Annotated in this window: 20 protein-coding genes and 1 tRNA gene; 12 read left to right on the forward strand and 9 right to left on the reverse strand. The window is 62.1% G+C overall.

Going from position 1 to position 23,185, the window contains the following annotated elements; all coding sequences use genetic code 11:
• Positions 1-242: 242 nt before the first annotated feature.
• Complete coding sequence (locus tag ACN0SO_RS06350) at positions 243-1,166, forward strand: IS110 family transposase (protein ID WP_417675699.1); 924 nt, start codon at positions 243-245, stop codon at positions 1,164-1,166.
• Positions 1,167-1,385: 219 nt separating this feature from the next.
• On the opposite strand, the gene ACN0SO_RS06355 is transcribed toward ACN0SO_RS06350, so the two are convergent.
• The 3 genes from ACN0SO_RS06355 to ACN0SO_RS06365 all read right to left on the reverse strand — a co-directional run bounded on the left by ACN0SO_RS06355 (position 1,386) and on the right by ACN0SO_RS06365 (position 7,626).
• The gene (locus ACN0SO_RS06355; RefSeq protein WP_417675701.1) at positions 1,386-2,429 is read right to left on the reverse strand and encodes a Fe(3+) ABC transporter substrate-binding protein; all 1,044 of its coding nucleotides are present in this window, start codon (positions 2,427-2,429) and stop codon (positions 1,386-1,388) included.
• A gap of 304 nt (positions 2,430-2,733) precedes the next feature.
• Positions 2,734-3,435, reverse strand: coding sequence for a DUF4336 domain-containing protein (locus ACN0SO_RS06360; protein WP_417675702.1), 702 nt, complete (start codon positions 3,433-3,435; stop codon positions 2,734-2,736).
• A gap of 9 nt (positions 3,436-3,444) precedes the next feature.
• The gene (locus ACN0SO_RS06365) at positions 3,445-7,626 is read right to left on the reverse strand and encodes an ATP-binding protein (protein WP_417675703.1); all 4,182 of its coding nucleotides are present in this window, start codon (positions 7,624-7,626) and stop codon (positions 3,445-3,447) included.
• A gap of 261 nt (positions 7,627-7,887) precedes the next feature.
• Between ACN0SO_RS06365 and ACN0SO_RS06370 the strand changes: the two genes are divergently transcribed.
• The 3 genes from ACN0SO_RS06370 to ACN0SO_RS06380 all read left to right on the forward strand — a co-directional run bounded on the left by ACN0SO_RS06370 (position 7,888) and on the right by ACN0SO_RS06380 (position 9,424).
• Positions 7,888-8,271, forward strand: a complete 384-nt coding sequence (locus tag ACN0SO_RS06370; protein ID WP_417675705.1) for a phasin — start codon at positions 7,888-7,890, stop codon at positions 8,269-8,271.
• Positions 8,272-8,601: 330 nt separating this feature from the next.
• Positions 8,602-9,114: a phasin gene (locus ACN0SO_RS06375; RefSeq protein WP_417675707.1), complete on the forward strand. Its 513-nt coding sequence runs from the start codon at positions 8,602-8,604 to the stop codon at positions 9,112-9,114.
• A gap of 233 nt (positions 9,115-9,347) precedes the next feature.
• Positions 9,348-9,424: transfer RNA gene (locus tag ACN0SO_RS06380), tRNA-His, on the forward strand.
• 14 nt (positions 9,425-9,438) lie between these two features.
• On the opposite strand, the gene ACN0SO_RS06385 is transcribed toward ACN0SO_RS06380, so the two are convergent.
• The gene (locus ACN0SO_RS06385; protein ID WP_417675709.1) at positions 9,439-9,990 is read right to left on the reverse strand and encodes a DUF3291 domain-containing protein; all 552 of its coding nucleotides are present in this window, start codon (positions 9,988-9,990) and stop codon (positions 9,439-9,441) included.
• A 5-nt stretch (positions 9,991-9,995) separates the two neighbouring features.
• On the opposite strand from ACN0SO_RS06385, the gene ACN0SO_RS06390 reads away from it, so the two are divergent.
• From ACN0SO_RS06390 to ACN0SO_RS06405, 4 genes are all read left to right on the forward strand, one after another.
• On the forward strand, positions 9,996-10,202 hold the full coding sequence (locus tag ACN0SO_RS06390; protein ID WP_417675711.1) for a hypothetical protein: 207 nt from the start codon (positions 9,996-9,998) through the stop codon (positions 10,200-10,202).
• Complete coding sequence (locus ACN0SO_RS06395; RefSeq protein WP_417675713.1) at positions 10,195-11,022, forward strand: sulfite exporter TauE/SafE family protein; 828 nt, start codon at positions 10,195-10,197, stop codon at positions 11,020-11,022. Before ACN0SO_RS06390 ends, ACN0SO_RS06395 begins: the two co-directional genes overlap by 8 nt.
• A gap of 150 nt (positions 11,023-11,172) precedes the next feature.
• Positions 11,173-11,874 (forward strand): AzlC family ABC transporter permease, encoded by a 702-nt coding sequence (locus ACN0SO_RS06400; RefSeq protein ID WP_417675715.1) that lies wholly within the window; start codon positions 11,173-11,175, stop codon positions 11,872-11,874.
• Positions 11,867-12,187 (forward strand): AzlD family protein, encoded by a 321-nt coding sequence (locus ACN0SO_RS06405; protein WP_417675717.1) that lies wholly within the window; start codon positions 11,867-11,869, stop codon positions 12,185-12,187. The genes ACN0SO_RS06400 and ACN0SO_RS06405 overlap by 8 nt, the downstream gene beginning before the upstream one ends.
• Here ACN0SO_RS06405 and ACN0SO_RS06410 read toward each other — a convergent pair.
• Complete coding sequence (locus ACN0SO_RS06410) at positions 12,175-13,737, reverse strand: AAA family ATPase (protein ID WP_417675719.1); 1,563 nt, start codon at positions 13,735-13,737, stop codon at positions 12,175-12,177. The genes ACN0SO_RS06405 and ACN0SO_RS06410 overlap by 13 nt on opposite strands.
• Positions 13,738-13,883: 146 nt before the next feature.
• Between ACN0SO_RS06410 and ACN0SO_RS06415 the strand changes: the two genes are divergently transcribed.
• From ACN0SO_RS06415 to ACN0SO_RS06430, 4 genes are all read left to right on the forward strand, one after another.
• A complete protein-coding gene (locus tag ACN0SO_RS06415; protein ID WP_417675720.1) occupies positions 13,884-14,264 on the forward strand; it encodes a hypothetical protein in 381 nt (126 codons plus the stop codon).
• Between the two features lie 227 nt (positions 14,265-14,491).
• Positions 14,492-14,953, forward strand: a complete 462-nt coding sequence (locus ACN0SO_RS06420) for an Hsp20/alpha crystallin family protein (RefSeq protein ID WP_417675721.1) — start codon at positions 14,492-14,494, stop codon at positions 14,951-14,953.
• A gap of 249 nt (positions 14,954-15,202) precedes the next feature.
• Complete coding sequence (gene lysM, locus ACN0SO_RS06425) at positions 15,203-15,637, forward strand: peptidoglycan-binding protein LysM (RefSeq protein ID WP_417675723.1); 435 nt, start codon at positions 15,203-15,205, stop codon at positions 15,635-15,637.
• A gap of 227 nt (positions 15,638-15,864) precedes the next feature.
• On the forward strand, positions 15,865-17,535 hold the full coding sequence (locus ACN0SO_RS06430) for a thiamine pyrophosphate-binding protein (protein ID WP_417675725.1): 1,671 nt from the start codon (positions 15,865-15,867) through the stop codon (positions 17,533-17,535).
• 2 nt (positions 17,536-17,537) lie between these two features.
• Here ACN0SO_RS06430 and ACN0SO_RS06435 read toward each other — a convergent pair whose 3' ends face one another.
• The 4 genes from ACN0SO_RS06435 to ACN0SO_RS06450 all read right to left on the reverse strand — a co-directional run bounded on the left by ACN0SO_RS06435 (position 17,538) and on the right by ACN0SO_RS06450 (position 23,101).
• Positions 17,538-20,276 (reverse strand): bifunctional acetate--CoA ligase family protein/GNAT family N-acetyltransferase, encoded by a 2,739-nt coding sequence (locus ACN0SO_RS06435; protein WP_417675727.1) that lies wholly within the window; start codon positions 20,274-20,276, stop codon positions 17,538-17,540.
• A 124-nt stretch (positions 20,277-20,400) separates the two neighbouring features.
• Positions 20,401-21,237 (reverse strand): universal stress protein, encoded by an 837-nt coding sequence (locus ACN0SO_RS06440; RefSeq protein WP_417675729.1) that lies wholly within the window; start codon positions 21,235-21,237, stop codon positions 20,401-20,403.
• A gap of 128 nt (positions 21,238-21,365) precedes the next feature.
• Entirely contained in the window at positions 21,366-21,911 is a 546-nt protein-coding gene (locus ACN0SO_RS06445; RefSeq protein WP_417675731.1) for a GNAT family N-acetyltransferase, read from the reverse strand.
• A gap of 35 nt (positions 21,912-21,946) precedes the next feature.
• Entirely contained in the window at positions 21,947-23,101 is a 1,155-nt protein-coding gene (locus ACN0SO_RS06450) for an acyl-CoA dehydrogenase family protein (protein WP_417675733.1), read from the reverse strand.
• Between the last annotated feature and the right edge of the window lie 84 nt (positions 23,102-23,185).

Below are 23,185 nucleotides of genomic sequence, written 5' to 3' on the forward strand. Positions count from 1 at the left end.
TCTTGATTGGCGCGATGACTCCGATTTCATTTCCCGTCATTCCGGACAAGCGCTGCGAAGCTGCGTGCAGATCCGGAATCCTGTGTATTGAAACTGTGCTTAGGTGTGTCCGGGCGGGAGGCCGTTGGAATCCTGGTCTTTTAAGACCGCTTGCTGGCTTGGCCCCCGCCCGTTCCACATACCCAACCTGAACAGTTGATAGAGGCCGTTGGCGCGGACCTCGTAGCACAGGGATAGGCACAATGACTTTACACCCTGACGTTATTGGATGCGACGTTTCAAAAGCGCATCTGGATTTGTTCGACACCGGCACGTGCATTCGGATCAGCAATACGGTCACTGAGATTACGCGTTGGCTCGGTCAGTTGAATGGACGTACGCCCTTCTTCGTTCTGGAGGCCACCGGGCGCTACGACCGGGTTCTGGTCAAGGCTCTGGAGGTTCATGGCATTGGCTATGCCAGGGTCAATCCGGCTCGTGCACGGGCCTTTGCCAAAGCCACCGGGCACCTGGCCAAGACGGACTGTATTGATGCACGCATGCTCGCCCGTCTTGGTCAAAGCCTTGCGCCCAAAGCTGCTTTGCCCAGAGATCCGGACCGTGTCCGCCTTGAAGCGGTACATCGTCGACGCGCCCAGTTGGTCGCCGTCCGGCAAAAAGACAAACAGCGTCTCTGTGAGGCAACCGCTGATGAACGGGACAGCTTGAGGAGACACATCACCTGGCTGGACCGGGAGATCGCGCGTCTGGAAGAAAAGGTGCGAGCGCTTCTGCACAACAGTGCAGTTCTTGCCCGTCAGGAAAAGCTCCTGCGCTCTGTTCCAGGCATCGGTCCGGTGACCGCTGTAACCTTGATGACCCTCTTGCCCGAGCTGGGCACCCTCTCGGCCAAGTCACTCGCCTCCCTTGCGGGGCTTACTCCATTCAACGCCGATAGCGGCCGCTTCTGCGGAAAACGCTCTATCCGTGGGGGACGCAAACCGGTACGAGATGCCCTTTACATGGCAGCTGTGACCGCTTCCCGCTCAAACTCAAGGTTCAAGGCCTTCGCAAACACGCTTGGAAATCGCGGAAAACCATTCAAAGTCAAAACAATAGCTGTCGCCAGAAAGCTGCTGACAACCGCGAACGCAGTCATTCGCGACGAAGTGCCGTTCACCCAGTGAAAACACAGTTGCCAGATATCAGCCGCGCGTGAGCGCGTCATATTTTATATTGAAGAAGGTCCTCGCTTCGCTCGGGCTGTCAGCTGGATCCCAGATCAGCGTTTGGCCGTGCCTCACTTGTCTGGGATGACGGGCTGAGGGGATCTCCCCGGCCCCGGCTCGCGCTTTCGCTTGGCCGGGGCGACTATGGAGAGGTTGAGGCTTGCTACAGCCTGACGGTCAGGTGGCCGGGCCGTCGTCGAAGCGGACGCGGTCGACCATCTCGCTGGCGGCCTTGCGGTATTTGGCAACGTCGCTGAGCGGCATGCTGTCCGGCTTCAGCGTTCCCCAGGCCTTGACCCGGTCGGAGACGGCGACACCTGGCGTGACCGGATATTCGAAGTTGGTCTCCGCATAGATTTCCTGCGCGTCGTGCGAGGTCAGGAATTCGATCAGCTTCAGGGCGTTGTCCTTGTTCGGCGCATGTTTCATCAGCACCACGCCGGAAAGGTTCACGTGGCTGCCGCGGTCTTCCGAATTCGGGAAGATGATCCGCACGGAGGCCGCCCATTCCTTCTGTTCCGGTTCCTTGTCGTTGGTTTCCATCTTGCCCATGTAATAGGTGTTGCCGAGCGCGATGTCGCATTCGCCGGCAAAAATGGATTTCACCTGCGCCCGGTCGTTCCCGGCCGGTTTGCGCGCCAGGTTGTCCCGGACGGCTTCCAGCCATTTTTCCGTTTCCGCTTCGCCGTGATGGGCGATCATCGAGGCGATCAGGCCGATCGTGTAGTCGTGCTGTCCGGAGCGGGTGCAGATGCGGCCCTTCCATTTCGGATCGGCCAGTTCCTCATAGGTGATCTCCGTCTGATCGACCCGGTCCTTCGACGCGTAGATCACGCGCGCGCGGCTGGTCAGACCGACCCACAGACCGTCGGGGTCGCGGAACTCGGCGGGGATATTCGTCGACACGACCGTCGAATCGATCGGCGCGGCGATGCCGAGAGCCCTGGCGCCGTCCAGGCGGCCGATGTCCACGGTCATCATGACGTCGGCCGGGGAATTTTCCCCTTCCGCGGCGATCCGCTGGCCCAGGCCCTTGGAGGAAAAGACCACATTCGTCTTGATGCCGGTCTCCTCGGTGAAGGCGTCGAGCAGCGGCTGGATCAGGAACGGCTGGCGATAGGAATAGATATTGACTTCGCCGTCGGCGAGCGCCGGTGCGGCGGAAAAGAAAGTAGAGGCAAGGGCGAACGCACCCGAAATTGCACACAGGTTCTTTTTCATCTTTGTCTTCTCTCAAGATCAAAGGACATCCAATCGGGTGTCCAAAGTTGATCGGTTTGCAAGTGTTGGAACGCCCTTCGTTCTGATGAACGCTGGATATTCCGTGCGCAGCCGCAGCCCCAACGGATGCGCGTTGATATTCTGGCCGCCGAGACTATGGAGTGGGGTCGGAGGAGAGTCAATAAACCTATTAAAATCAATAGTTTAGAATGATTCAAAACTAACAGGAGTATCAGACTCCGGTTTTCTGGATTTATAAATAAAAACAGGAGTTTGACACTCCTGTTTAAGTCTCGGAACCGTTTCAGATCCAGTCGAACACCCGTTTCAGAAAAGCCTGTCCGCCGGTCCTTTGCCATTCGCCGTGGGCCATGATCACCCGTTCCGGGTTCCAGGCGATCATCCGCTCGCGCGCGGCGCGGGCCTTGACCCGATCGGTGAACGACAGTCGCCATTCCAATGGTGCATAGCCTTTGGCCGTCGTGATGCCCCAGCGCCGGGCGATCCAGACCTGCCACGGCTTCCAGTGATGCTGCAGGAATGTCTCGCTGAAATTCTCCGAAAGGTCGGCGAGGATGACGGTTCGTGACGGGCGGTGGAAAAACACCAGTTCATCCATGAAGAACGAGCCGGAAAACCGGATCATCTCGATCACGCCCTGCCAGCTCTCGGGAACGTCCACTACAAGCGCCGGCTGGAACTTGAGATCCCGCCGTTTGTCGATGGTCGTTTTCGGGCCCCAAAGCAGCGCATCCGGCCATTCCGCGGCCCAGTCCTGCAGATAAATGTGGTGGATCTTGTTCGGGCTGACGAGATGGCGCGGCGCGCCGAGCGCGGACACGGCAGCGCGCAGTTCCTCCGTCAGCCGGATCGGCGACCAGATCCACAAATCACCGTCCGGCAGGCGGGCGATGACGCTCCGGGTCGGATAGGGAAGCCCGTGGAACGAGACGATCTCCCCCTCCGCAATCCAGATGTCGGTATCGACCTGGATAAGCGGTGACATGCGCTTCTCCTATTCGGCCAGAACGCGCTGGGACGGGAAGGAGATTTCCACCAGGGTGCCCTGACCGGGGGTGGAATCGATATGGAAGCTTGCCCGGTTGGCTTCCACCAGCGCTTTCGTCAGCGGCAGGCCCAGGCCGGTGCCGCCGCCGTGACGCGCGGTGTGAACCTGGCGGAACGGTTCAAGGGCCGCTGCCAGATCTTTCGCCGACATGCCCGTTCCCGTATCGCGCACGCGCAGGTAAACCTCGCCGGTGTCCTCCAGCGCGGTGGAGACGATGACCTGGCCGCCCGACTTGTTGAACTTGATGGCGTTGGACAGGAGGTTGAGCACGATCTGGCGCATGGACCTCGGATCGGCGACCACGCTCGGCACGGAGTCCGGCAGGCTCGCGCGGATGATCACCCGCTCCCGGTTCGCCTGCGGCTGCATCAGCGCGACGCATTCGTTGATGACGTCATTGGCCGATACCGCGGAGAACCTGAGATCCAGCTTGCCGGCCTCGATCTTCGACAGGTCGAGAAGGTCGTTGATCAGGCTCATGATATGCGAGCCCGACGTGCGGATGTCCTTCAGGTATTCCTTGTAGCGGTCGTTGCCGATCGCGCCGAAGCGTTCCTCCATCATGACTTCGGAAAAGCCGATAATGGCATTCAGCGGGGTGCGGATCTCGTGGCTGATCTTCGCCAGGAAATCGGATTTCTGCGAGCTGGCGTTTTCCGCCTGGCGCTTGGCCTCGGTGAGTTCCTCCTCGGCCTTTTTCCAGTGAGTGATGTCGCGCAGCACCGCGCAGAACTTGGCATCGCCGTTACCGGACGTGATCCGTCCGATGGTCATGAACAGCGGGATCAGCCCACCGCCGGAGACCCGTCCCAGAACCTCGCGGCCGTCATTGAGAATGCTTGCCACGCCGTTGCGGGCCAGCCCGTCCAGATAGTCCAGGGCCGCGCGATGGCTTTCCGGGGCCAGATAGTCGGTAAGTGGAGCGCCTACGATGTCGGTCCGGCTCGCACTGAACAGCGCCTCCGCGGATCGGTTCGCTTTCGTGATCGTGCCATGGGCATCGATGACGAGGACCCCGTCGGTCGCCGTCTCCAGAATGGCATCCATTTCGGAGATCAGAGCCTGCGCCTTCTGCAGTTCCGGTGTCGGTTCCTCCGGAACCAGTGCGGGAACCGCCATCGGCGCTGCCGGTTTTGCCGGGCGCTCGGTAATGGAAATCATCAGGCCGCGTCCGCCGTTCCAGGGAACGGAATGCATGCGCGCGTCGACGGCCCGGGACCCGCCGCCGGCCAGCCGGACCTTCAGCATTCCGTCGACAACGCCGTCCATGCCTTCCGCGTCGGGCAGGTTGTCTTCCGTATGGTCGGCGAAGACGGCTTCCAGTCCGCCGGCCTCGCCAAGCGCGGCCAGATCCGGGTAGCCGAGTAGATCGAGAAGCGTGTCGTTGGCGTAAAGCACCTCGCGGTCGCTCGCAATCGCAATGCCGATCGGCAGGCGGTCAAGCAGGCGCGGGTGGATCGGACCGGCCGATCGGTCCACGTTCAGTCCCGCCGCCGTTTCCAGCGCCTCCGCCTCTTCGTTCGGGCCGTCCTCCTCGAAGTCGCCTTCGAGCCGCGCCCCCAGGGCCTCCGCGATCTTGCGGAAAGCCTCCCGTTCCGGTTTGGACAGGCGCGAGGTGTCGACGGGCACGAGACGGGGCCGGCTGCGTCCGGTAAGGCGAACCACTTTGGCGTCGTCCTCGGCGACCGGAGCGGGCGGAGCCGCAGGGCCTGACGTTTCCTTCGGCGGTCCGTCGCCGGTGACCAGGGTCAGCTGTGCGGACGTCCCCTTGTCCTTTACGGGTTTTTCCTCTTCCAGGCCCAGATCGAGTTCGACCTCCTTGAAGGCCGCGGTTTCATCGAAGAACTGGCGTTCATCGTCGGCCACGGTCTCCGCCTCTGCCTCTCCGGTCCGGTTAGCAAGCTCTCCGGTCTGATCCTCACCGAGGTCTGCAGAACTTTCAGATATCGGTTCGGCCGGCTCTTCGTCCACGGTAGCGGTCGGTTCCGGTTCCAGGGGCGGGGTTTCATCCTCGATGGCGAAACGGCTGACGTCGGACATCTGCTTGCGCTTCTGGTCGTAGGACTTGGCAAGGGTCTTGACCGCGGTTTCGATTTCAGCCGGCTTCAGTGGGGACGGGCCGGAAATACCCAGCGGTTCGCCGTCGGCTGCGGGTTCGGAGGGCGTTTCCTCCCATTTGTAGTCCGGAACGGTTTCCTCCGAAACGGTCGCTTCGGGGTCCGCCGGGCTCTCTTCCGTGGCGACTTGCGCCGGGGCGGTCTCAGCCCTGTCGGCGGTTGCCTCACCTTCAGCCTCAAGGGCTGTTTCGTCTTCAGGTGCGTCTTCGTTGTCCTGGACGATTGCGGCGTCCGGTTCTTCCGTTTCCGTCGCTTCCGGCTGCGTCTCATCCGCCTTCGGCGTCAGTCCTCCGACAATGGCGGCGACACTGGAGCCGAGAGAGTTCTCGCCGGAAAAGGCGTCGGGCTGCGCAGCCGGTGCTGCGACAGCCTCGGTTTCTTCCGCCAGTTGAACCGTGGTTGTCTCCTCTTCCGCGGGCTCTTCAGCCTCGGCGGCCGGCTCGTCTTCCGAGGACACCGGTTCTGTGGCGGATTCGGCCGCAGCCGGAATTTCAGCTTCGGTCGCCTCGGTTCCGATTTCCGGAGCTTCAGCTTCAGGGACGTCAACTTCGACCGCTTCAACTTCCGGCGCTTCCGCTTCCGCCGCTTCAGCTTCCGGCGCGTTGCTCCCGGCTACGTCATGGAGCGGAGCTTCCGCATTGGCCGCCAAGGTTTCCGGCAACGCATCGGCAACCGGAAGGGAAGCGGGCAGCACCGGACCGTCCGGATCCTCGATGACGTCCGCACTCCGGCAGACGCCGAAACCGCGATAGCCTTCGAAGGCGCGGTTTCGGTTGAAGGCCGGCAGGGCGGCCATGTCGACGGGGACCCTCAGGGCCGCGCCGGAGACCGGCCAGTTGACGGTCTTGCCGCTCCAGGTGTCACGACGGTCGAGCGCTTTTGCGATCTTGCCGTTCTGGTCGATGCCAAAACTGTCGGAGATTTCCGCCCAGGTCCGGCCGACGATATCGGCAGCCGCCGGTCCCATCGTTTCGGCGAATTCATCGGAAATGAAGGTGACCCGCTGGTCGATATCCATCTGCCAGGCAAAACGGACCGGCCTGCGCCGGGCGACGAAATGAAAACTGTTGTCTTCCCTCGCTACCGGTGCGGCTTCTTTTGCCACCGGCGCTTCCGGAGCGGGTGCTGCTTCCTTTAAATACTCCGCCGAAGCTTCGGCGTTCATTTCTACGGCTGTTTCGCCGTCGCCGTCTTCTTCGCCGTCGATTTCGTCTGGCTCGTCCTCCAGCACGTCCTGGGCCCGCACCCAGAGGTTTCGGTCTTTGGAACTGTCTTCGGTTTGGTCAGCAGTCGCGTCTTGGGCTTCCGGAGCGGGAACCTCCGCGTGTGTTTCGCTGACGGCCGGTTCTTCGGACACCGCTGCAACGGCGGGCGGCATGTCTTCCAGGATACCGTTTTCGACAAGCGCGAGCGTGCGCGACGGATCGAGGCGGAAGACGGCGCCATCGTGATAGCCGTCATCCAGGCGCACAGGCGCAAAGCGGACGGTCTCGGAGCCTTCAAGCTTGGCCAATTCCGGCGCACCGGTCAGATCGCCGCTCCGGGCGCCGACGCTGCCGTCCGCTTCGATCAGAAAGGCGCTCCGGTCTGTTCCCGCCATCAGGTTCAGGAACGCCGGGAAGGGCGGTTCGGTCAACGCCAGCCCCTTGTCGCCGCAAACGATCAGGGCGGTGTCATGTCCGTCCGGCAGGACCAGCCGCTGGCACTGGCAGGTCAGAAGCAGGACCCGCAGGCCCCGGTAGAACCGGAGCCGGTCGATGCTCATGCGTTCCGTGTCGCCGGAGGTGGCTATGCGCGCGATGTGCGGGCGCGCGGGGGAGCGCGCCAGACCGCTCAGCCTCGAAAGTCCGGCGACGTCACGCACGGAAAAGAAAGATGCCCCGGCCGCATTCGCCCACAGGATCCGTCCCCCGTCGGCCGACCAGACCCATGCCGCGCGCGCATCCCCCGTCAGTTCCGAAAGTGCAGGAAGCGTGCTGAGCTCTATGAAGGTCTGCAGCTGGTTGTCCAAGGCTCAACTCCACGCGAGTTCGAGAGACGTCTGCGGGCGGTCAGGAGCTCCCGCACCTTACAAGTGGTAAACTCCCCGTTAATACCGCTAAAGGCCGGGGGCGTCCACGCCAAGTGCCGGTCATAAGGCACCCGAGTGAAGGCGTAGTTAATTGACATTGTCGGATTTGCCGTCGCCGCCGCGCCGTGCTACCAAAAATTGCGATGCGCCCGCTCCGGCGGGGGACGTTTCGCAAGGGCACGAGTTTTGAGGACCAGATCCATGGCGGCAGGTAAGAGTGGTTTTGAAATTCCCGAGCAGATGCGTGATTTCGCCGAAAAGAGCGTCGATCAGGCGCGCAAGGCTTTCGATGACTTCATGAACGTCACCCAACAGGCGGTCTCCAAGGTGGAGGATTCCGCCAGCGCGATGCAGACGGGTACGACCGACGTAAACCGCAAGGCGCTCACCTTTGCCGAAGAGCAGGTGGATGCGGCTTTCAAGTTCGCCCAGGATATGGTTCGGGCAAAGGACGTGGAAGAAATGATGTCCCTGCAGCAGGGCTATCTGCGCAAGCAGATGGAAACGCTCGGCGAGCAGGCCCGCGATCTCAGCGATTCTGCGACCAAGGCTGCTCAGGATGCGGCCAAGTCCGCCAAGAGCTGACGCTTTATACCGATCCGGTTTTCAGCGGATCCGATGAATGAACAGATGCGCCGGTTCGACCGGCGCGTTTGCGTTTTAAGGGCGGAAATTTTTTTCTGAAAAGAGCGCGCGGAAAATTCAGCCGCTATTTCAACTCCTTGAGCGCTTGCCAGATAGAAAATTCGGCGGAATTCCGCTAAAAAATAAATTGTGCAGTGCAATATATGTTGCAATGCAACAAGAGATACCCTATCTTGAGGATGCGGATGACGACATGAGCTCGCCACGACACGTTCGGCGGGCAACACGAGATTGTAGATGATCGCATCCGAACATTTAGGAGATGAGATCATGACTGACACAACGACAGCAGCAAAGGCTGCTCCGAAGACCCGTTCGACCAAGACGACCAAGTCTGGTCCGGACTTCGCTTTCCCGAACTTCGAGGCTTTCGCGATGCCGAAAATGGAAATTCCGGCAGCTTTTCGCGAAGCGTCCGAGAAGAGTATCGAACAGGCCCGCGACGCCTATGCCAAGGTGAAGACGGCTGCTGAAGACGCAACCGACCTGATGGAAGACACCTTCGAAACGTCCCGTCAGGGCATTGTCGAATTCAACCACAAGGCTGTCGATGCGGCTAAATCGAACGCCGACGCCACCTTTTCCTTCATGAAGGACCTGATGGCTGCCAAGTCGCTCGCTGAAGTCATCGAACTGCAGTCGACCTTTACCCGTCAGCAGTTCGACGCTCTGAGCACCCAGACCAAGGACATGCAGGAGTTCGCAACCAAGCTGAGCTCCGACGTGACCGCTCCGGTCAAGGAAGCCGTCGAAAAGAACTTCAAGGAAATGAAGGCCGCTTGAGGCGCCTTTCGTTAAATTGAGAAATGCCCCGGCGCCAAGGCGCCGGGGCATTTTTTTGTCTGTCGCGATCCCGCCTGCTGCCGGCGTTGAGGACTTTTTGCTTCCGGAGACAGGTCCGGACCTCACGCAGGCTCTTGATAAAATTCCCGCTTGTGGACAGACTGAAAGCCGGTTAGAAGACCCCCTTGAAACGGGCGCCCGAACCCAATAGGGTCCGCGCCACTTCGACATTTGCAGACGTAGCTCAGTAGGTTAGAGCGTCGGATTGTGGCTCCGAAGGTCGGTGGTTCGAATCCACCCGTCTGTACCACTTCTCAAAAATTATTATTCCTTCGCCCCCGCCGCGTTTTCCGCGGCAAGCCGCTTCACTTTGCCTGCGTCGATACCGGCCGCTTGTCTGTCCGGGCCGAACACCGGCTTGAAGGTAAAGGCCGTGGGCGAGGGGCCGTGGTCGCCGAGGTGTTCCAGGCGGCTGACGGCTTCGCTCCAGTCCGGCCGATGGTCGCCGGCCACCCACCACGCCACATAGTTCGGCCAGCCGTCCGGCTTGACGTTCCAGTCCCGTCCGCGTTTCAGCGCTTGTCCGTGAAGGCCGTGATAGCAGGCGGCCAGGGCGGCCTCGATGCTCTCCCAGAGCGACAGCGTGGAGGGCGCAAAGCCGTCGCCGTTGTCCTGCCAGTATTTGGGAAACACCTGTTCGCCCCACATGGGGATGTCCGGCTCGTTCTCGTAGCCGGACCGGCCGAGAAACCCGGATGCGTTTTCGATTATTGCGAACACATGCGGTTCCGCTTCCCGGAAACCTTTTATTTGTTCGCTTTCGTAAGGGGCCACGAATTGGCCGAAGGTGTAAAGCGCAAGCCGGGGCTCAGACATGGTGCATGACGGTGGTGGTCCTGAAGATAAAGGCGGCGGCCGGCAAGATCGTCGCAATTCAAATCGGCTGCAACCCACCTTGGTACAACCGTGGATCATTCCCGGTCGTTTGTTCTGAAATGGCAACAGTACTGTGTGCTGGCGTTTTGGCCGGTCTCGCCTGTATGGTGCGCGCAAATTCTGGAATTGTGAATCGGAAAGCAAATGGCTGACTTCAGCATGTTCGAGCTGGCGCTTCTGGCGGCGGCACTTCTGGCAACGGGCGTTGTGGCCGGGATCGTTGCGGGACTTCTCGGCGTGGGCGGCGGCATCGTCATCGTGCCGGTGCTCTATTACATGTTCACGGCCCTCAAGATCGACCCGTCCGTCCTGATGCATGTGGCGGTCGGTACGTCTCTGGCCACCATCCTGGCGACGGGAACCTCGTCTGCGCGCGCCCACTGGAAGCGCGGCAGCGTGGACATGGATCTGTTGAAGCGCTGGTGGTGGGCGATCGGCCTCGGCGTGATTGCCGGCGCAACGCTTGCAGGCAACATTTCCGGCGGGTCCCTGACCCTCATTTTCGGGATCGTGGCGCTTGCCGTTTCGGCGAACATGCTCTTCCGAAAGGACGGGGTCGCCCTCACCGAAAAGCTGCCCGGGTCCCCGCTCAAAGAAGTGATCGGTTTCATCATCGGCGGCATCTCGGTCATGATGGGCATCGGCGGCGGTACGCTCGGCGTGCCGACCCTGACGCTGTTCAACTACCCGATCCGCAAGGCCGTCGGCACCGCCGCCGCAATCGGGCTGATCATTGCCGTGCCGGGCACCTTGCTGTCGATCTATTTCGGCCTGGGCGAACCGGGAAGGCCGCCGTTCTCCCTCGGCTACGTCAATCTGATCGGCTTCCTGCTGATCATTCCGGCGTCGACCTTTGCCGCTCCGCTGGGCGCGAAGATCGCCCATACGATCGATCCGTCGAAGCTGAAGCTGGTCTTCGCCCTGTTCCTCGGCTTCACCGGCTTGCGCATGATTTACGGCGTGCTGTTCTAGGCCGCAGCGCATTCTGCGCCGATCCGCTCCAGCAGTGCCGTGAATGATCGGATCACAAGATTTCATTGGTCCGCGGCAGGCCCGCGGGCCATGGTGGTGGGATAATTCCTGCCGGTCCCTCCGCCGGCGCTTCTCTCGATAGAAATCGGAATGACGGACAAACGGATATCTCTGACCGCCAGCGGTTGCGTGCGTGGCGCCCTTTTGTGCCTGCCGATCCTGCCCGGGGTGATCGCCTTCGGTGCCGCCTTCGGCACGGTTGCGGCCCAGAAGGGGCTGACCTTTGCCGAAACGCTGCTGATCAACTCCTTCGTCTATGCCGGCGCCTCCCAGTTCGTGGCCATGGAAGTCTACGGCGATCCGCTGACATGGGCCGGGGCTCTGGCGATGATCGGCGTGACGGCGGCCGTCAATATGCGCATGCTCCTGATCGGGGCAAGCCTCAGGCCCTGGCTCGGTCAGGTGCCGGGCATCCAGACCTATCCCGCACTCTTCCTGCTGACCGACATCAACTGGCTGCTGACGCTCCGCCAATACGATGCCGGCGAGCGCGACTGGGGGATCTATCTCGGCAGCGGCCTCTTCACCTGGCTCGTCTGGAGCCTTGCCGTGATGCCCGGCTACTTTCTCGGCAGCCTGGTCTCCGACCCGAAACTGTGGGGGCTCGACGTCATCATGCCGGCCTTCTTCGTCGCCCTTCTGGTGCCGCTGTGGAAAGGGCGCCGCCAGACGGTGAGCTGGGCCATTGCCGGCGGGGTCGCCATTGCGACCTGGTATCTCGTCGGTGGCTACTGGGGCATCCTGACGGGTGCGGTTTCAGGCGCGATCGCGGGGGCGTTCCTCGATGACTGATGCGGTCTTTTCCGTCGACGGCATGTTCCTGTTCGCCATCACCGGCATGGCATTGGTCACCTATATCATGCGCGCCGGCGGCTACTGGATCATGGGTCGCATTCCACTGACACCGAGGATCCGCCGCGCCCTGGAAGCGCTTCCAGGTGCGATCATCGTCTCCACCATCCTGCCGATCGCCCTGAAAGGCGGCGTGCCCGTCATGATCTGCCTGGTCATATCGGCGGCAGTCATGGCGTGGGTCCGCAAGGAAGTTGTCGCGGTGGCCTTTGCGGTGGCCGCCGCCGCCGCCATGCGCGCCTACGGGCTTTGAAAAACGCCGCACGCCTGCCGCGTCTTCCGCAACGTGTCGTCCAAGCTGCCGGCGGCATCGACGCTCGCCCATTTCATGTCGCCGAGATCATAGGTGAGCTGGCGCGCGACGATTTCGGCGTCTGCATCGGACGCATCGCCCTTGCGGGCTGAAACCCGGTCCTTGAGGACGGCATCCGGTGCGGTGAGCCACACGCCGCAAAAGCCTGCCTCCACACGGGCGGCGACCGCTTCCACGTGGGTTCGTTCCGTCTCGTCTGCGAAGACCGCGTCGAAGATCGCCGAATGTCCGGCGGCGAGCACCGACTGGATCTGCCGGTCGATGGCGGCATAGACTTCGTCGCTCGCTTGCCTGGTATAGGCCTCCGCCGGGGCTTTTTCCGTTTCATCCAGCCCGAGGCGGGCCTTGCGCATGACATCGGTGCGCAGCACCCGTGCGCCCGGCGCCCGGCCGATCTCCGGCGCAAGGCCATAGGCCAGCGTCGTCTTGCCCGTGCCCGAAAGTCCGCCTATGGCGGTCAGCACCGGTTCGCGCGGATCGAGGAAATCGAGCGCATGACGGAAGTAGGCCCGGGCCTGGTCCTCCTGGCGCCGGCGCTCTGCCGGCTCCGACTGGTTGAGTGCTGCACTGGCCGCGATCTTCGCCCGGATTGCGGCGCGCATCATCAGGTAGAAGGGCAGGGCGGCGAGACCGTCGATATCGATCTCCCGTTGCGCCTTGTCGAAATAGCGGTTGAAGACCCGGTTCGCCGCGCGCCTCTGGCCGCGCTCCCAAAGGTCCATCAGCAGGAAGGCGAGGTCGTAAAGCACGTCGCCGGTGGCAATGGCGTCGGAGAATTCGATGGCGTCGAACAGAACCGGCTTGCCGTCCTGAAGCACGATATTGCGCAAATGCGCATCGCCGTGACACAGGCGGATCAGGCCGTGCCGTCCGCGCGTCCGGATCAGGTCGCAGATCCGCTCCAGCCAGCGCCGCGCGCTTTCGTTCAAGTGGGTCGCTTCCTGCGGCGGAAACAGGTCCGGGTGCTCGGCGAAGGCGGCGGCGTTCTGCTCCACGTAGCTTTGAAGTTCGGCGATGAACCCGTCGGCCTCACGCTCGGGCGCGTTGTCATGGGCGTCCACCATCATGGCGGCCAGGTCATCGGCGAGCGCATCGGAAAACGGTCCGGCCTCGGCGAGGTGGTCCAGTTCGTCTTTCCCTGAAAACCGGTTCATGACCACCACCCATTCGATCGGATCGCCGGACCCGTCCAGGGCGAGCGAACCGTCGGCGTCTTCAGTGATCGGGACGGCTTTCAGGTAGAGGTTTTGCGCGAAGCGGGAATTGTAGATGATCTCGCGCTCGCAGGCCTCCTTGCGCAAGGCGAGTGTGGAATAGTCGAGGAAGGGGAAGCGGACGGCTCGTTTGACCTTGTAGGCTTTGGAGCCCACGAGGACGACCGCATTGGCGTGGGTGTCGATCCGCTTCGTCGCAAGTCCGGAGGCATCGTCCGGCGTAAGGCTTTCCAGAAAGGCAAACACACGGTCCTGGGTGGTGTCCGGTTTGTTCATCCTGATTTCCCCTTTTGTGTGTGTCTGATTGGAAACTGTCGCAAGAACGCAGACAAGCGTTTGATCTTTCTCAATGATGTATGTATCGCCTTGCGGTCTAGCTGCTATGACAGTGGCACGGCAGAATTATTTCAAGGAGGACTGTCATGAGTGAATTTCCGGCTTTGAGGAAGATCAGGCTGAATCTGGCCCGGACCAAGGAGTTTCCGCAAGGCTCGGCACACCATGGCTATGAATTTACCGCCCCGCTCGATGAAACCGGTCATATCGATGCCGGAATGTGGAAGAAAGAGCGCGAGCATTGCAGGGTGCGCCGATTCTGGGGCGGAGAAGAAGAGGAAATCGGCCATCTGGTCCACAGGCCGGGCGGTTCCTGGGCGTTCCACTATGATATTGAGGGCGAGGACGACGACGAGGCGGGCTACCGTTTCGGCGCCCACGCCTTCCAGCCCGGAGAATATGTCTCCATCAAGGATGAAGACGGCGACCTTTATACGTTTCAGGTCGTGACGGTTCAGCCCCTCTGACCCTTGAACACCCGAATTCAGACGACGGGGCGCGAAGCGATTCGCGCCCCGTCGTCGTGTCGGGATATGCGGTTCGGTCCCGGGAATTGCGCGCGCACCGTCTAATGGTTGATGTGGGTCAAACGAAACGCTCCGGTTGTCGGGTAAAAAGGGTGAGGGTCGGGGCTCGATCCGTCCGTACCCTAAACAAGACAGCTTGAATCATGTGGTGAGGAAAGGTGGTTCAAATGAGCAATCTGTTGCCTTCGCTATGGGGAAATGACGACAACCCGTTTACATCCCTGCAAAAGGAGATGGACCGGATGTTCCAGGATTTCGGCAGAAAACTGCCGACGGCCGGAGCGCCCGTAACCAGTTTTCCCGCAATCGACGTCCACGAAACGGACAAGGGTCTGGAGCTGACCGCTGAATTGCCCGGGATTGCGGAAAAGGATATTGACGTTTCCGTTTCAGACCGGACGCTGACCATCAAGGGCGAGAAGACGGCCGCAAAGACCGTCGATGAAAAGGATCGCTATGTCAGCGAACGCAGCTACGGGTCATTCCGCCGCGTCCTGACCCTGCCGTTCGAACCGGATGCCGCCAAGGTCGAGGCTCACATGGACAACGGCGTTCTGACCGTCGTTCTGCCGCGCCCGGCGGAAACGACCGAAAAGACCAAAAAAATCGAAGTGAAGCGCAAAGGCTGATCCGAGGGCGGATCTCACCGGCGCGGCAGCTGGAAAAAAGCGCCCCGGATCCGGCCATCGGGCCGTCGGCGTATCGAACAGGCACGCCGCGCCGGGAGCCGGTTTTGTGGCCCGAGGCATTTCGGGTATGACGGCGACAACCTGCTTCCGATGGCTTCGTAATTCTGCAATATGATCCCGTAACGTTAAATTGCCTCCTGCCGAATCTATTGGCGGGTGTTTTGTGTGCATGCCTAAAGGAAAAAAGACATGGGTTTCTTTGATTTTGTGAAGGACGCCGGCAAGAAGCTTTTCGGCGATGACGAAGCGCCGGAAACCAGCGCGGAAGCGATCGAAAAGGAAGTTGCCGAACTCGGTCTGGACGGCGACGTGAAGGTTGAAGTCGATGGCGATACCGTCAAGATCGCAGGTGCGGCGCCGACGCAGGAAGCACGCGAAAAGCTGATCCTCGCGGCCGGAAACGTTCTCGGGATTTCGAAGGTCGAAGAGGAGATTTCGGTCGGCTCGAGCGAGCCGGAAGCGAGTTTCCATACGGTCGCAAAGGGCGATACGCTCTGGAAGATCGCTGAAAAGGCCTACGGCAACGGTGCCAAGTATCAGGCGATCTTCGAGGCGAACAAGCCGATGCTCTCCGATCCGGACAAGATCTATCCGGGCCAGGTCCTGCGTATTCCCGCAGCTTGAGGATATCGCCTGCACCGTCAGGCGGCAAAGAGGATTGGCAAGGGCAGCCATGCGTGGCTGCCCTTTTTTTGTCCTGCGCCCCGTGCCGGTTTGTTCCGGTGTGGAATGAACTCATTGCTAAATTACGTGGCGGATGCCCTGCACCGCTTTGACGATTTGCGTTATACAGATCGGATATTCCACGGATCCGCTTTCCCCGGTCGGGGAAGCCGACTTTGAGGGCGTTTATGAATAATCTTCCGAAAACCGGTGGCCAGTTGCTCGTCGAGGCGCTGGAGCTTCACGGCGCCGAACGTGTCTTCTGCGTTCCCGGCGAAAGTTACCTGGCCGTTCTGGATGCTCTTTATGACGCCGATATTCCCGTGACCGTGTGCCGTCAGGAAGGCGGCGCGGCCATGATGGCGGATACCTACGGCAAGCTCACCGGCAAGCCCGGCATCTGCATGGTGACCCGCGGGCCCGGCGCGACCAACGCGGCCGCCGGCGTTCATGTGGCCGCCCAGGATTCCACACCGATGATCCTGTTCATCGGCCAAATCGAGCGCGGCATGCGCGAACGCGAGGCGTTTCAGGAAGTCGATTACCGGCAGATGTTCGGCGGCATGGCGAAATGGGTCGCTGAGATCGATCACGCCGACCGGGTGCCGGAATTCATTTCAAGGGCTTACCATGTGGCGACCTCCGGCCGCCCCGGCCCGGTCGTGCTCGCCCTGCCGGAAGACATGCTGGTCGAAACGGCAGCCGTCAGCCAGCCCGAACCGTGGCGCCAGGTCGAGACCCATCCGGGCCTGACGCTGATGGCCGATCTGCAGAAGCGGCTCTGGGCGGCGGAACGGCCGATCGCGATCCTCGGCGGCAGCCGCTGGACCGCGGATGCGGTCGCGGCCTTCGCCCGTGTCGCGGAACGCTTCGACCTGCCGGTCGCCTGCTCCTTCCGCCGGCAGATGCTGTTCGACAACCTGCACCCGAACTACGCCGGGGACGTGGGCATCGGCATCAACCCGAAGCTCACCGAGCGGATCAAGGCCTCCGATCTGGTGCTGCTCGTCGGCGGCCGCCTGTCTGAAATGCCCAGCCAGTCCTATTCGCTCTTGAACATTCCCGAGCCGGACCAGGCGTTGGTGCATGTTCATCCGGATGCGGAAGAACTCGGCCGGGTCTACCGGCCGACTCTTGCCATCCATGCGAGCCCGGCGGCCTTCTGCAGGGCGGCCGAAGGGTTGCAGCCGCCGACCGAGCTGAAGGGCGCGGGTGGTGGGGCAAGCGCCCATGAGGATTATCTGGCATGGTCCGGCGCCCGACCGGAAACGCCGGGCGCTCTGCAGATGTCGGGCGTCATGGACTGGATCGAGGCCAACCTGCCCGACGATGCGATCTTCACCAATGGCGCGGGCAACTATGCCACCTGGTTGCACCGTTTCCACCGTTTCCGCGGCTATGGCACCCAGGCCGCTCCGACTTCCGGCTCCATGGGCTACGGCCTTCCCGCCGCCGTTGCCGCCAAGCTGACCTTCCCGGACCGTCCGGTCGTGTGCTTTGCCGGCGACGGCTGCCTGCAGATGACCATGCAGGAATTCGGCACCGCCTGTCAGGAAGGAGCGGCGATCATCGTGCTTGCCATCGATAACGGCATGTACGGCACCATCCGCATGCATCAGGAGCGCAATTATCCGCGCCGTCCGTCGGCGACGAAACTGGTCAATCCGGATTTCGCCGCCCTTGCCCGGTCCTACGGCGCCCATGCGGAGACGGTCGAGAAGACGGAAGACTTCGGTCCGGCCTTCGAGCGGGCGCAGGCTTCCGGCAAGCCGGCGCTGCTGCATCTGAAGCTCGATCCGGAAGCGATCACCCCCGCACGGTCCCTGAGCCAGATCCGCGCCGAGGCGGAAGCCAAATAAGCTTATCCGTCGAGGTCTTCGTCCAGACCCGTTACCGGCAGCGTGACGTCCGCGATGCCGGGGTCGTCCCGCGAGGTCTTGACCGAGAAACCGAGCTTTTCGCACATGGCGAGCATGGAGGTGTTTTCCTTGAGCACCTCGCCCTTGATCGTGGCGATCCCGTCCGCCCTGGCATAGCGGATGATCAGCTGCATCAGGGCCCACCCGAGGCCGATGCCCTTGAGGTCGGAGCGCACGATGACGGCATATTCGCCGGTCAGGTGATCCGGATCCGTGTGCAGCCGGACCACACCGAGCAGGTTGCCGGTTTCCGGATCGATCGCGGCAAAGGCCATGGCGCGCGCATAGTCGAGCTGGGTGAGTTGGGCGAGAAAACGGTGGCTGAAATCGCGGACCGGGGCGAAGAAACGAAGCCGCAGGTCCTCCGGCGCGATCGCCTCGAACAATGTCTTGAACCGGTCCTCGTCATCGGGCCGGACCGGCCTGACGAACACGGTCCGTCCGTCCTTGAGGGTAAGGGATTGCTCCCACTCGCTCGGATAAGGCGCGATCGACAGCCGGGACCGGCCCTGGCGTCCGGGATGCTCGACCGGTTCTCCAAGCGTGATGCGGGCATCGAGCGCAAGCACCCCCTCCTGGCGCGCCACCAGCGGGTTGATGTCGAGTTCCAGGATTTCCGGTATGTCGACGCAGATCTGGGACAGCTTGACCAGTATCAGGGAGACGGCCTCCCGATCAAGGCGCGGACGGGCGCGCGTTCCCGCCAGCAGCCGGCTGATGTGGATACGCCCGATCAGGGCATCGGCCAGTTTGAGATCGAGCGGCGGCAGTTCCAGCGAGACGTCGCCGCTGTCCTCGACCACCGTTCCGCCCTGTCCGAACACGATGAGGGGGCCGAACACCGGCGTGTTGGCAAGGCCTATATAGAGTTCCAGGCCGTTCCGGTCCTCCAGCATGGGATGCACGCTGATGCCGATGATGCTCGCGGCGGGAAACATCTCCCTGGTCTGGTCGAGCAACTGCTGGGCGGCCGCTTCGACGGCTTCCGGACTTTCCAGGCCCAACCGAACCCCGTCGATTTCCGATTTGAACGGCAGGTCGGGGGAGACCAGCTTGACGACACAGTGACGGGCGGAGCGAAAGAAGTGCCGGGCGATCTCGGCCGCCTCCGGCGCCGTTTCGGCAAGTTCGGTCCCGATCAGGGGGATCTGATAGGCCGCCAGAACGGCTGCGACTTCGACCGGGGAAAGCCAGGTCCGGTCTTCGGCCAGAGCCTTGTCGACGATGCGGCGGGCAGACGCCTTGTCCGGCGTGAAGTCGCTCGGCATGCTGGGCGGCACGGCCATGAGGAAGTCGCGCGCCCGGGCGTCGCGCGCCAGATGCATGATGCTGCGCACGGCTTCCCCGGAGCTGAAATAACAGGGAAGCCCGGCCGCATCCAGCGGCGCGCGGATAGTGCTGTCACCGCCGATCAGGCCGGTGACGAGCGCCTTGGATCGCCGTGTGCGCTTGCGGCTTTCGACAGCCGTTTCGGCAATCGCCTTGCCGATCTCGCCAAGCGGCGTGAAGGCCGTTCCCGAGTGCAGCGTCAGCAACCCGTCAACGTTCTTGTCCTGCAGGATCCGGTCGAGGGTGAATTTGAGATCCTCTGCGGGCAGGTCTTCCCTCAGCACGACCTTGCCTCGCGCGCCGATCATGCCTTCCGGATTTCGCGCGGGTCTGCAGAAAGGGGTGATCGCGGCGACGGTCTCCGGGTCGAGCCGGGCAAGATTAGCGCCGAGGTCCGACAAGCGGTCGGAGGCGAAGGCCGCCAGGCTGCGCCCGTTGGCGACCACGGCCAGGGATTCGCATTGGGGAACCCGGATCCGTGACAGGGTTTCGACCGCCTCGAACATTTCGTCCAGGTCATTGACCCTGAGCAGACCGGCCCGGCGGAAGACGGCCTCGTAAACCAGATCCGGATTGGCCAGCCGCCCGGCGTGGGTGCGCCCCGTACCGACGGTTTCCAGGCTGCGCCCGGAGCGGATCACGATCACAGGCTTGCTGCGTGCGGCCGCCCTGGCCGCGGAGATGAATTTCCGCGGCGAGGACAGGTTTTCCAGATGCAGCAGGATCGCTCGCGTTCTGTAATCCTGCGCGAAATAGTCGATCAGGTCGCCGATATCCACATCCATGCGGGCGCCGAGCGACACCACGCCGGAGAACCCGGTCTGGTGGCTGGCGGCCCAGGAGAGGGTTCCGTTCAGGACCGCGCCGGAGCGGGCGAAGAAGGCAATGTCCCCCGGCAGGGGTTTGGCGGCACTCAGGAGCGTGTCCAGGGAAAGGGCCGGAACGGCAACGCCCAGGCTGCCGGGACCGATCATGCGCAGGTTTGCGGGACGGGCGGCCTCCCGGCATTGCTGAAGCAGGTCCTCCGGCCAGTTTTCGAAGCCCGGCGACAGCAGCAGGACGGCGCGCGTTCCACGGGCGGCAAGCCCGGCGATCGTCTGCGGAATATCATCCGAAGGGCCGAGGCAGATCGCGAGATCCGGGCCGGCTGTCAGGTCGTCGATCGAGGCGGCGCTGCCGAAACCGGAAAGTCCGGTTTCGGCTTGCACGCCGATCAGATGCACGGGTCCTTTGCCGGTGAAACCGGACAGGGCCTGCAGCACATAGTCGGTGGCCGCCGGATCGTGGCGGGACGGACCGATGACGGCGATGGACTGCGGGGCGAAAAACCCCTCCAGATTTCTTATGGTCACGCAGACTGCCTCGCCGCCTGTCTATCGATTCAAATGAAGCGGAGAGTTCAGAAAACCCTCCGCCCCTTAAGATTACGTAACGTGACCATCCACGTCACCGGAATAATCCGGCGACCGGGCCTGATCAGTGCGCCATCAGGACCGGTACGGTCATGGCTTCCAGGATCTCGCGGGTTGCGCCGCCGAACAGGAACTCGCGCATCCGGCTGTGGCCGTAGCCGCCCATGACGACAAGGTCGTTGCCATGGTCGGACACGTAGTTGAGCAGCGTATCGGCAATGCCCGTCTGAGGGTTGGTCACCACGTCGATGGTCACGTCGAGGCCGTGGCGGGCGAGATAGGTGGCGATTTCCGCCCCCGGCTGACCACCGGTGCCTTCGGTCTTCTTCTTCTCTACCACGAGAACGGTGATCTTGTCGGACTTGTCCAGCATCGGCAGGGCCGCATGGATGGCGCGGGTCGCGGTCGAGCTGCCGTCCCAGGCGATCAGCACATTGTTCGGCGTGTAGTCGGAAACGCCGATGTAAGGCACGAGAAGGACCGGCACACCGCTTTCGAACAGCACCGTTTCGATCAGGAGTTCGCGCATCGGCTCCGGCGTATCCGGATTGGTCTGGCCGATCACCACAAGGTCGGTGGTGCGGCAATGCTGGAGCACGCTTTCCAGCGGACCGCCGGTCAGAATTTCCTCGACGCGGCTTTCCGACTTGTCGCCGGACAGACGCGCCAGTTCGTCGAACTGCTTCTGGGCATCCTTGGCGGCGCCGACGGCCTGCTCGTGAGCCGCTTCCAGGTAATCCACCGGCATCGGTGCCGCGGCGAAGGCCGGTACCACGGGTTCGAACGCGATCGCCAGACCCGTCACATGGGCATCGTACTGCCGCCCGAGCTCAAGCGCGTACTTCGGCGCAGGTTGAGGTCCGGAAAGGTCAACGATCGTCAGAATGTCCTTGAGTGCCATGGTATTTTCTCCGTCCAGAAAAACAGGCGAGTGCCTGTATTTTATATCGGCAATTTATGCAGGAATTTGAACCCCCTCTTTGAGGAGGATCAACTCGAAGCGGTGTTGGTGCAAAAACTTACATCGCCTTAATTCGACGATGTCGCGAATTTTACGCGGAAACGATAGACGATACCGTCGTCCATCCAGCCTTTCGGCCCATCGGGCCAGGCGACACCGCCCAGTCGCTTTGCCAGGGCATGTGACCGACTGTTCCCGCGCTGGACCTCTGCCATTGCCTCCTTGCAGCCGAACGGTCCGAAAAACCAGGTATTGACCGCTTGTGCGGCCTCATGGGCGAATCCCTTGCCTTCCGCCGCCTCAGACCAGAGGGTCCAGGTCAGCTCGGGCAGGACAGCATCATCGAGCTGCAACGGGCCGACGTGGCCGAGAGCGTCTCCGCTCGTTCTGTCCGTTATTACAAACCGCCCGAAACCGCGGAGGGCCCAATGCCCGATCATTCCGGCGAACTTCTCGAACGCGGCGTGCGGGGGCTTCGGCCCGCCCACGAACCGGCTCCGCTCGGATGTGGAATAGGAAAGAAAGGCCGGAAAGTCCGCTAACGCCGGAGCGCGAAGCACAAGCCTCGGTGTCTGCAGAACAGGCACGTCAGTCAGGACAGGCAAAGCGTTCATAAGGCCCCATTCCAATCAGTTTGCCACACACGGTTCTAAACGGCCTTCATCACCTCCCGGGCGATGATCAGGCGCTGGATTTCCGATGTGCCTTCGTAGATGGTCGTGATCCGGGCGTCGCGGGCGAAGCGTTCCAGCGGATAGTCCCTGATGTAACCGGCGCCGCCGTGAAGCTGCAGGGCCGTGTAAGTGGCGCGCTGGGCGGCTTCGGAGGCGTAGAGTTTCGCCATCGAAGCTTCCTTGGAATAGGGCTTGCCGGCATCCTTCAGCGCAGCCGCCTGCAGGATCAGCAAGCGGGCGGCTTCCAGTTCCGTCTCCCGGTCGGCGATCATCCATTGCAGGCCCTGCATGTCGGCGAGTGGCCGGCCGAACTGCTCGCGTTCCTTGACGAAGGCCTTGGCGGTGTCCATCGCCTTGCGGGCAATGCCGAGCGCCAGCGAGGCGATGCCGATGCGCCCGCCGGCCAGTTCGCCGACGGCAATGCGGAAGCCGTCGTTTTCCTTGCCCATCATGGCCGTTGCCGGAACCCGGCAGTCCTGGAACAGGACCTCGTTGGTCGCAGAACCCGTCTGGCCCATCTTCTTTTCCGCCTTGCCGATCACGAGACCGGGCGTTCCCGCCTCGACCAGGAAACAGGAAATGCCCTTGCCCTTCGGCGCGTCCGGATCGGTGACCGCCCAGACGACGAAGATGCCGGCATATTCGGCGGAGGTGATATAGAGCTTGGCGCCGTTCAGCACATAGTGATTGCCGTCCTTGACGGCGCGGGTCTTCATTGCTGAAGGGTCTGACCCGGCAGACGATTCCGTCAGGCAGAAGCCGCCGGCGGCATAGGTGCCGTCCGTCAGCTTCGGCAGGTAGGCTTCCTTCTGTTCGTCAGAACCCACCGCCTGAATCACTTCGCCGACCATGTTGGTCACCGATACGGTGACGGCGGTGGAGGCGCAGCCGCCCGCCAATGCCTGAACGGCCTGGGAAAAGCCGATGGCGCCGGCTTCCGTGCCGCCGTAGTCGGCGGAAACGTTCAGCCCCATGAAGCCGTTTTCCGCAAGCAGGCGCAGATTGTCGAGGAACTCCGCCCGGCCTTCTCCGGCGTCGACCTTTTCGGCCAACGGTTCCAGACGGTCGGCCGCCAGTCGTTGGGCGGCGTCAGAAATCATCTGCTGTTCTTCAGTCAGTTCGAAGTGCATGGGCGTTTCCGATTATTAAGTTTGCCAGACCCTAACCGCGCTCCCGACGTATTGTCCATGATCTCCTTTCCGGTTTGCGGCCTC

Source organism: Roseibium sp. (genome assembly GCF_048260565.1).
GTDB lineage: Bacteria > Pseudomonadota > Alphaproteobacteria > Rhizobiales > Stappiaceae > Roseibium.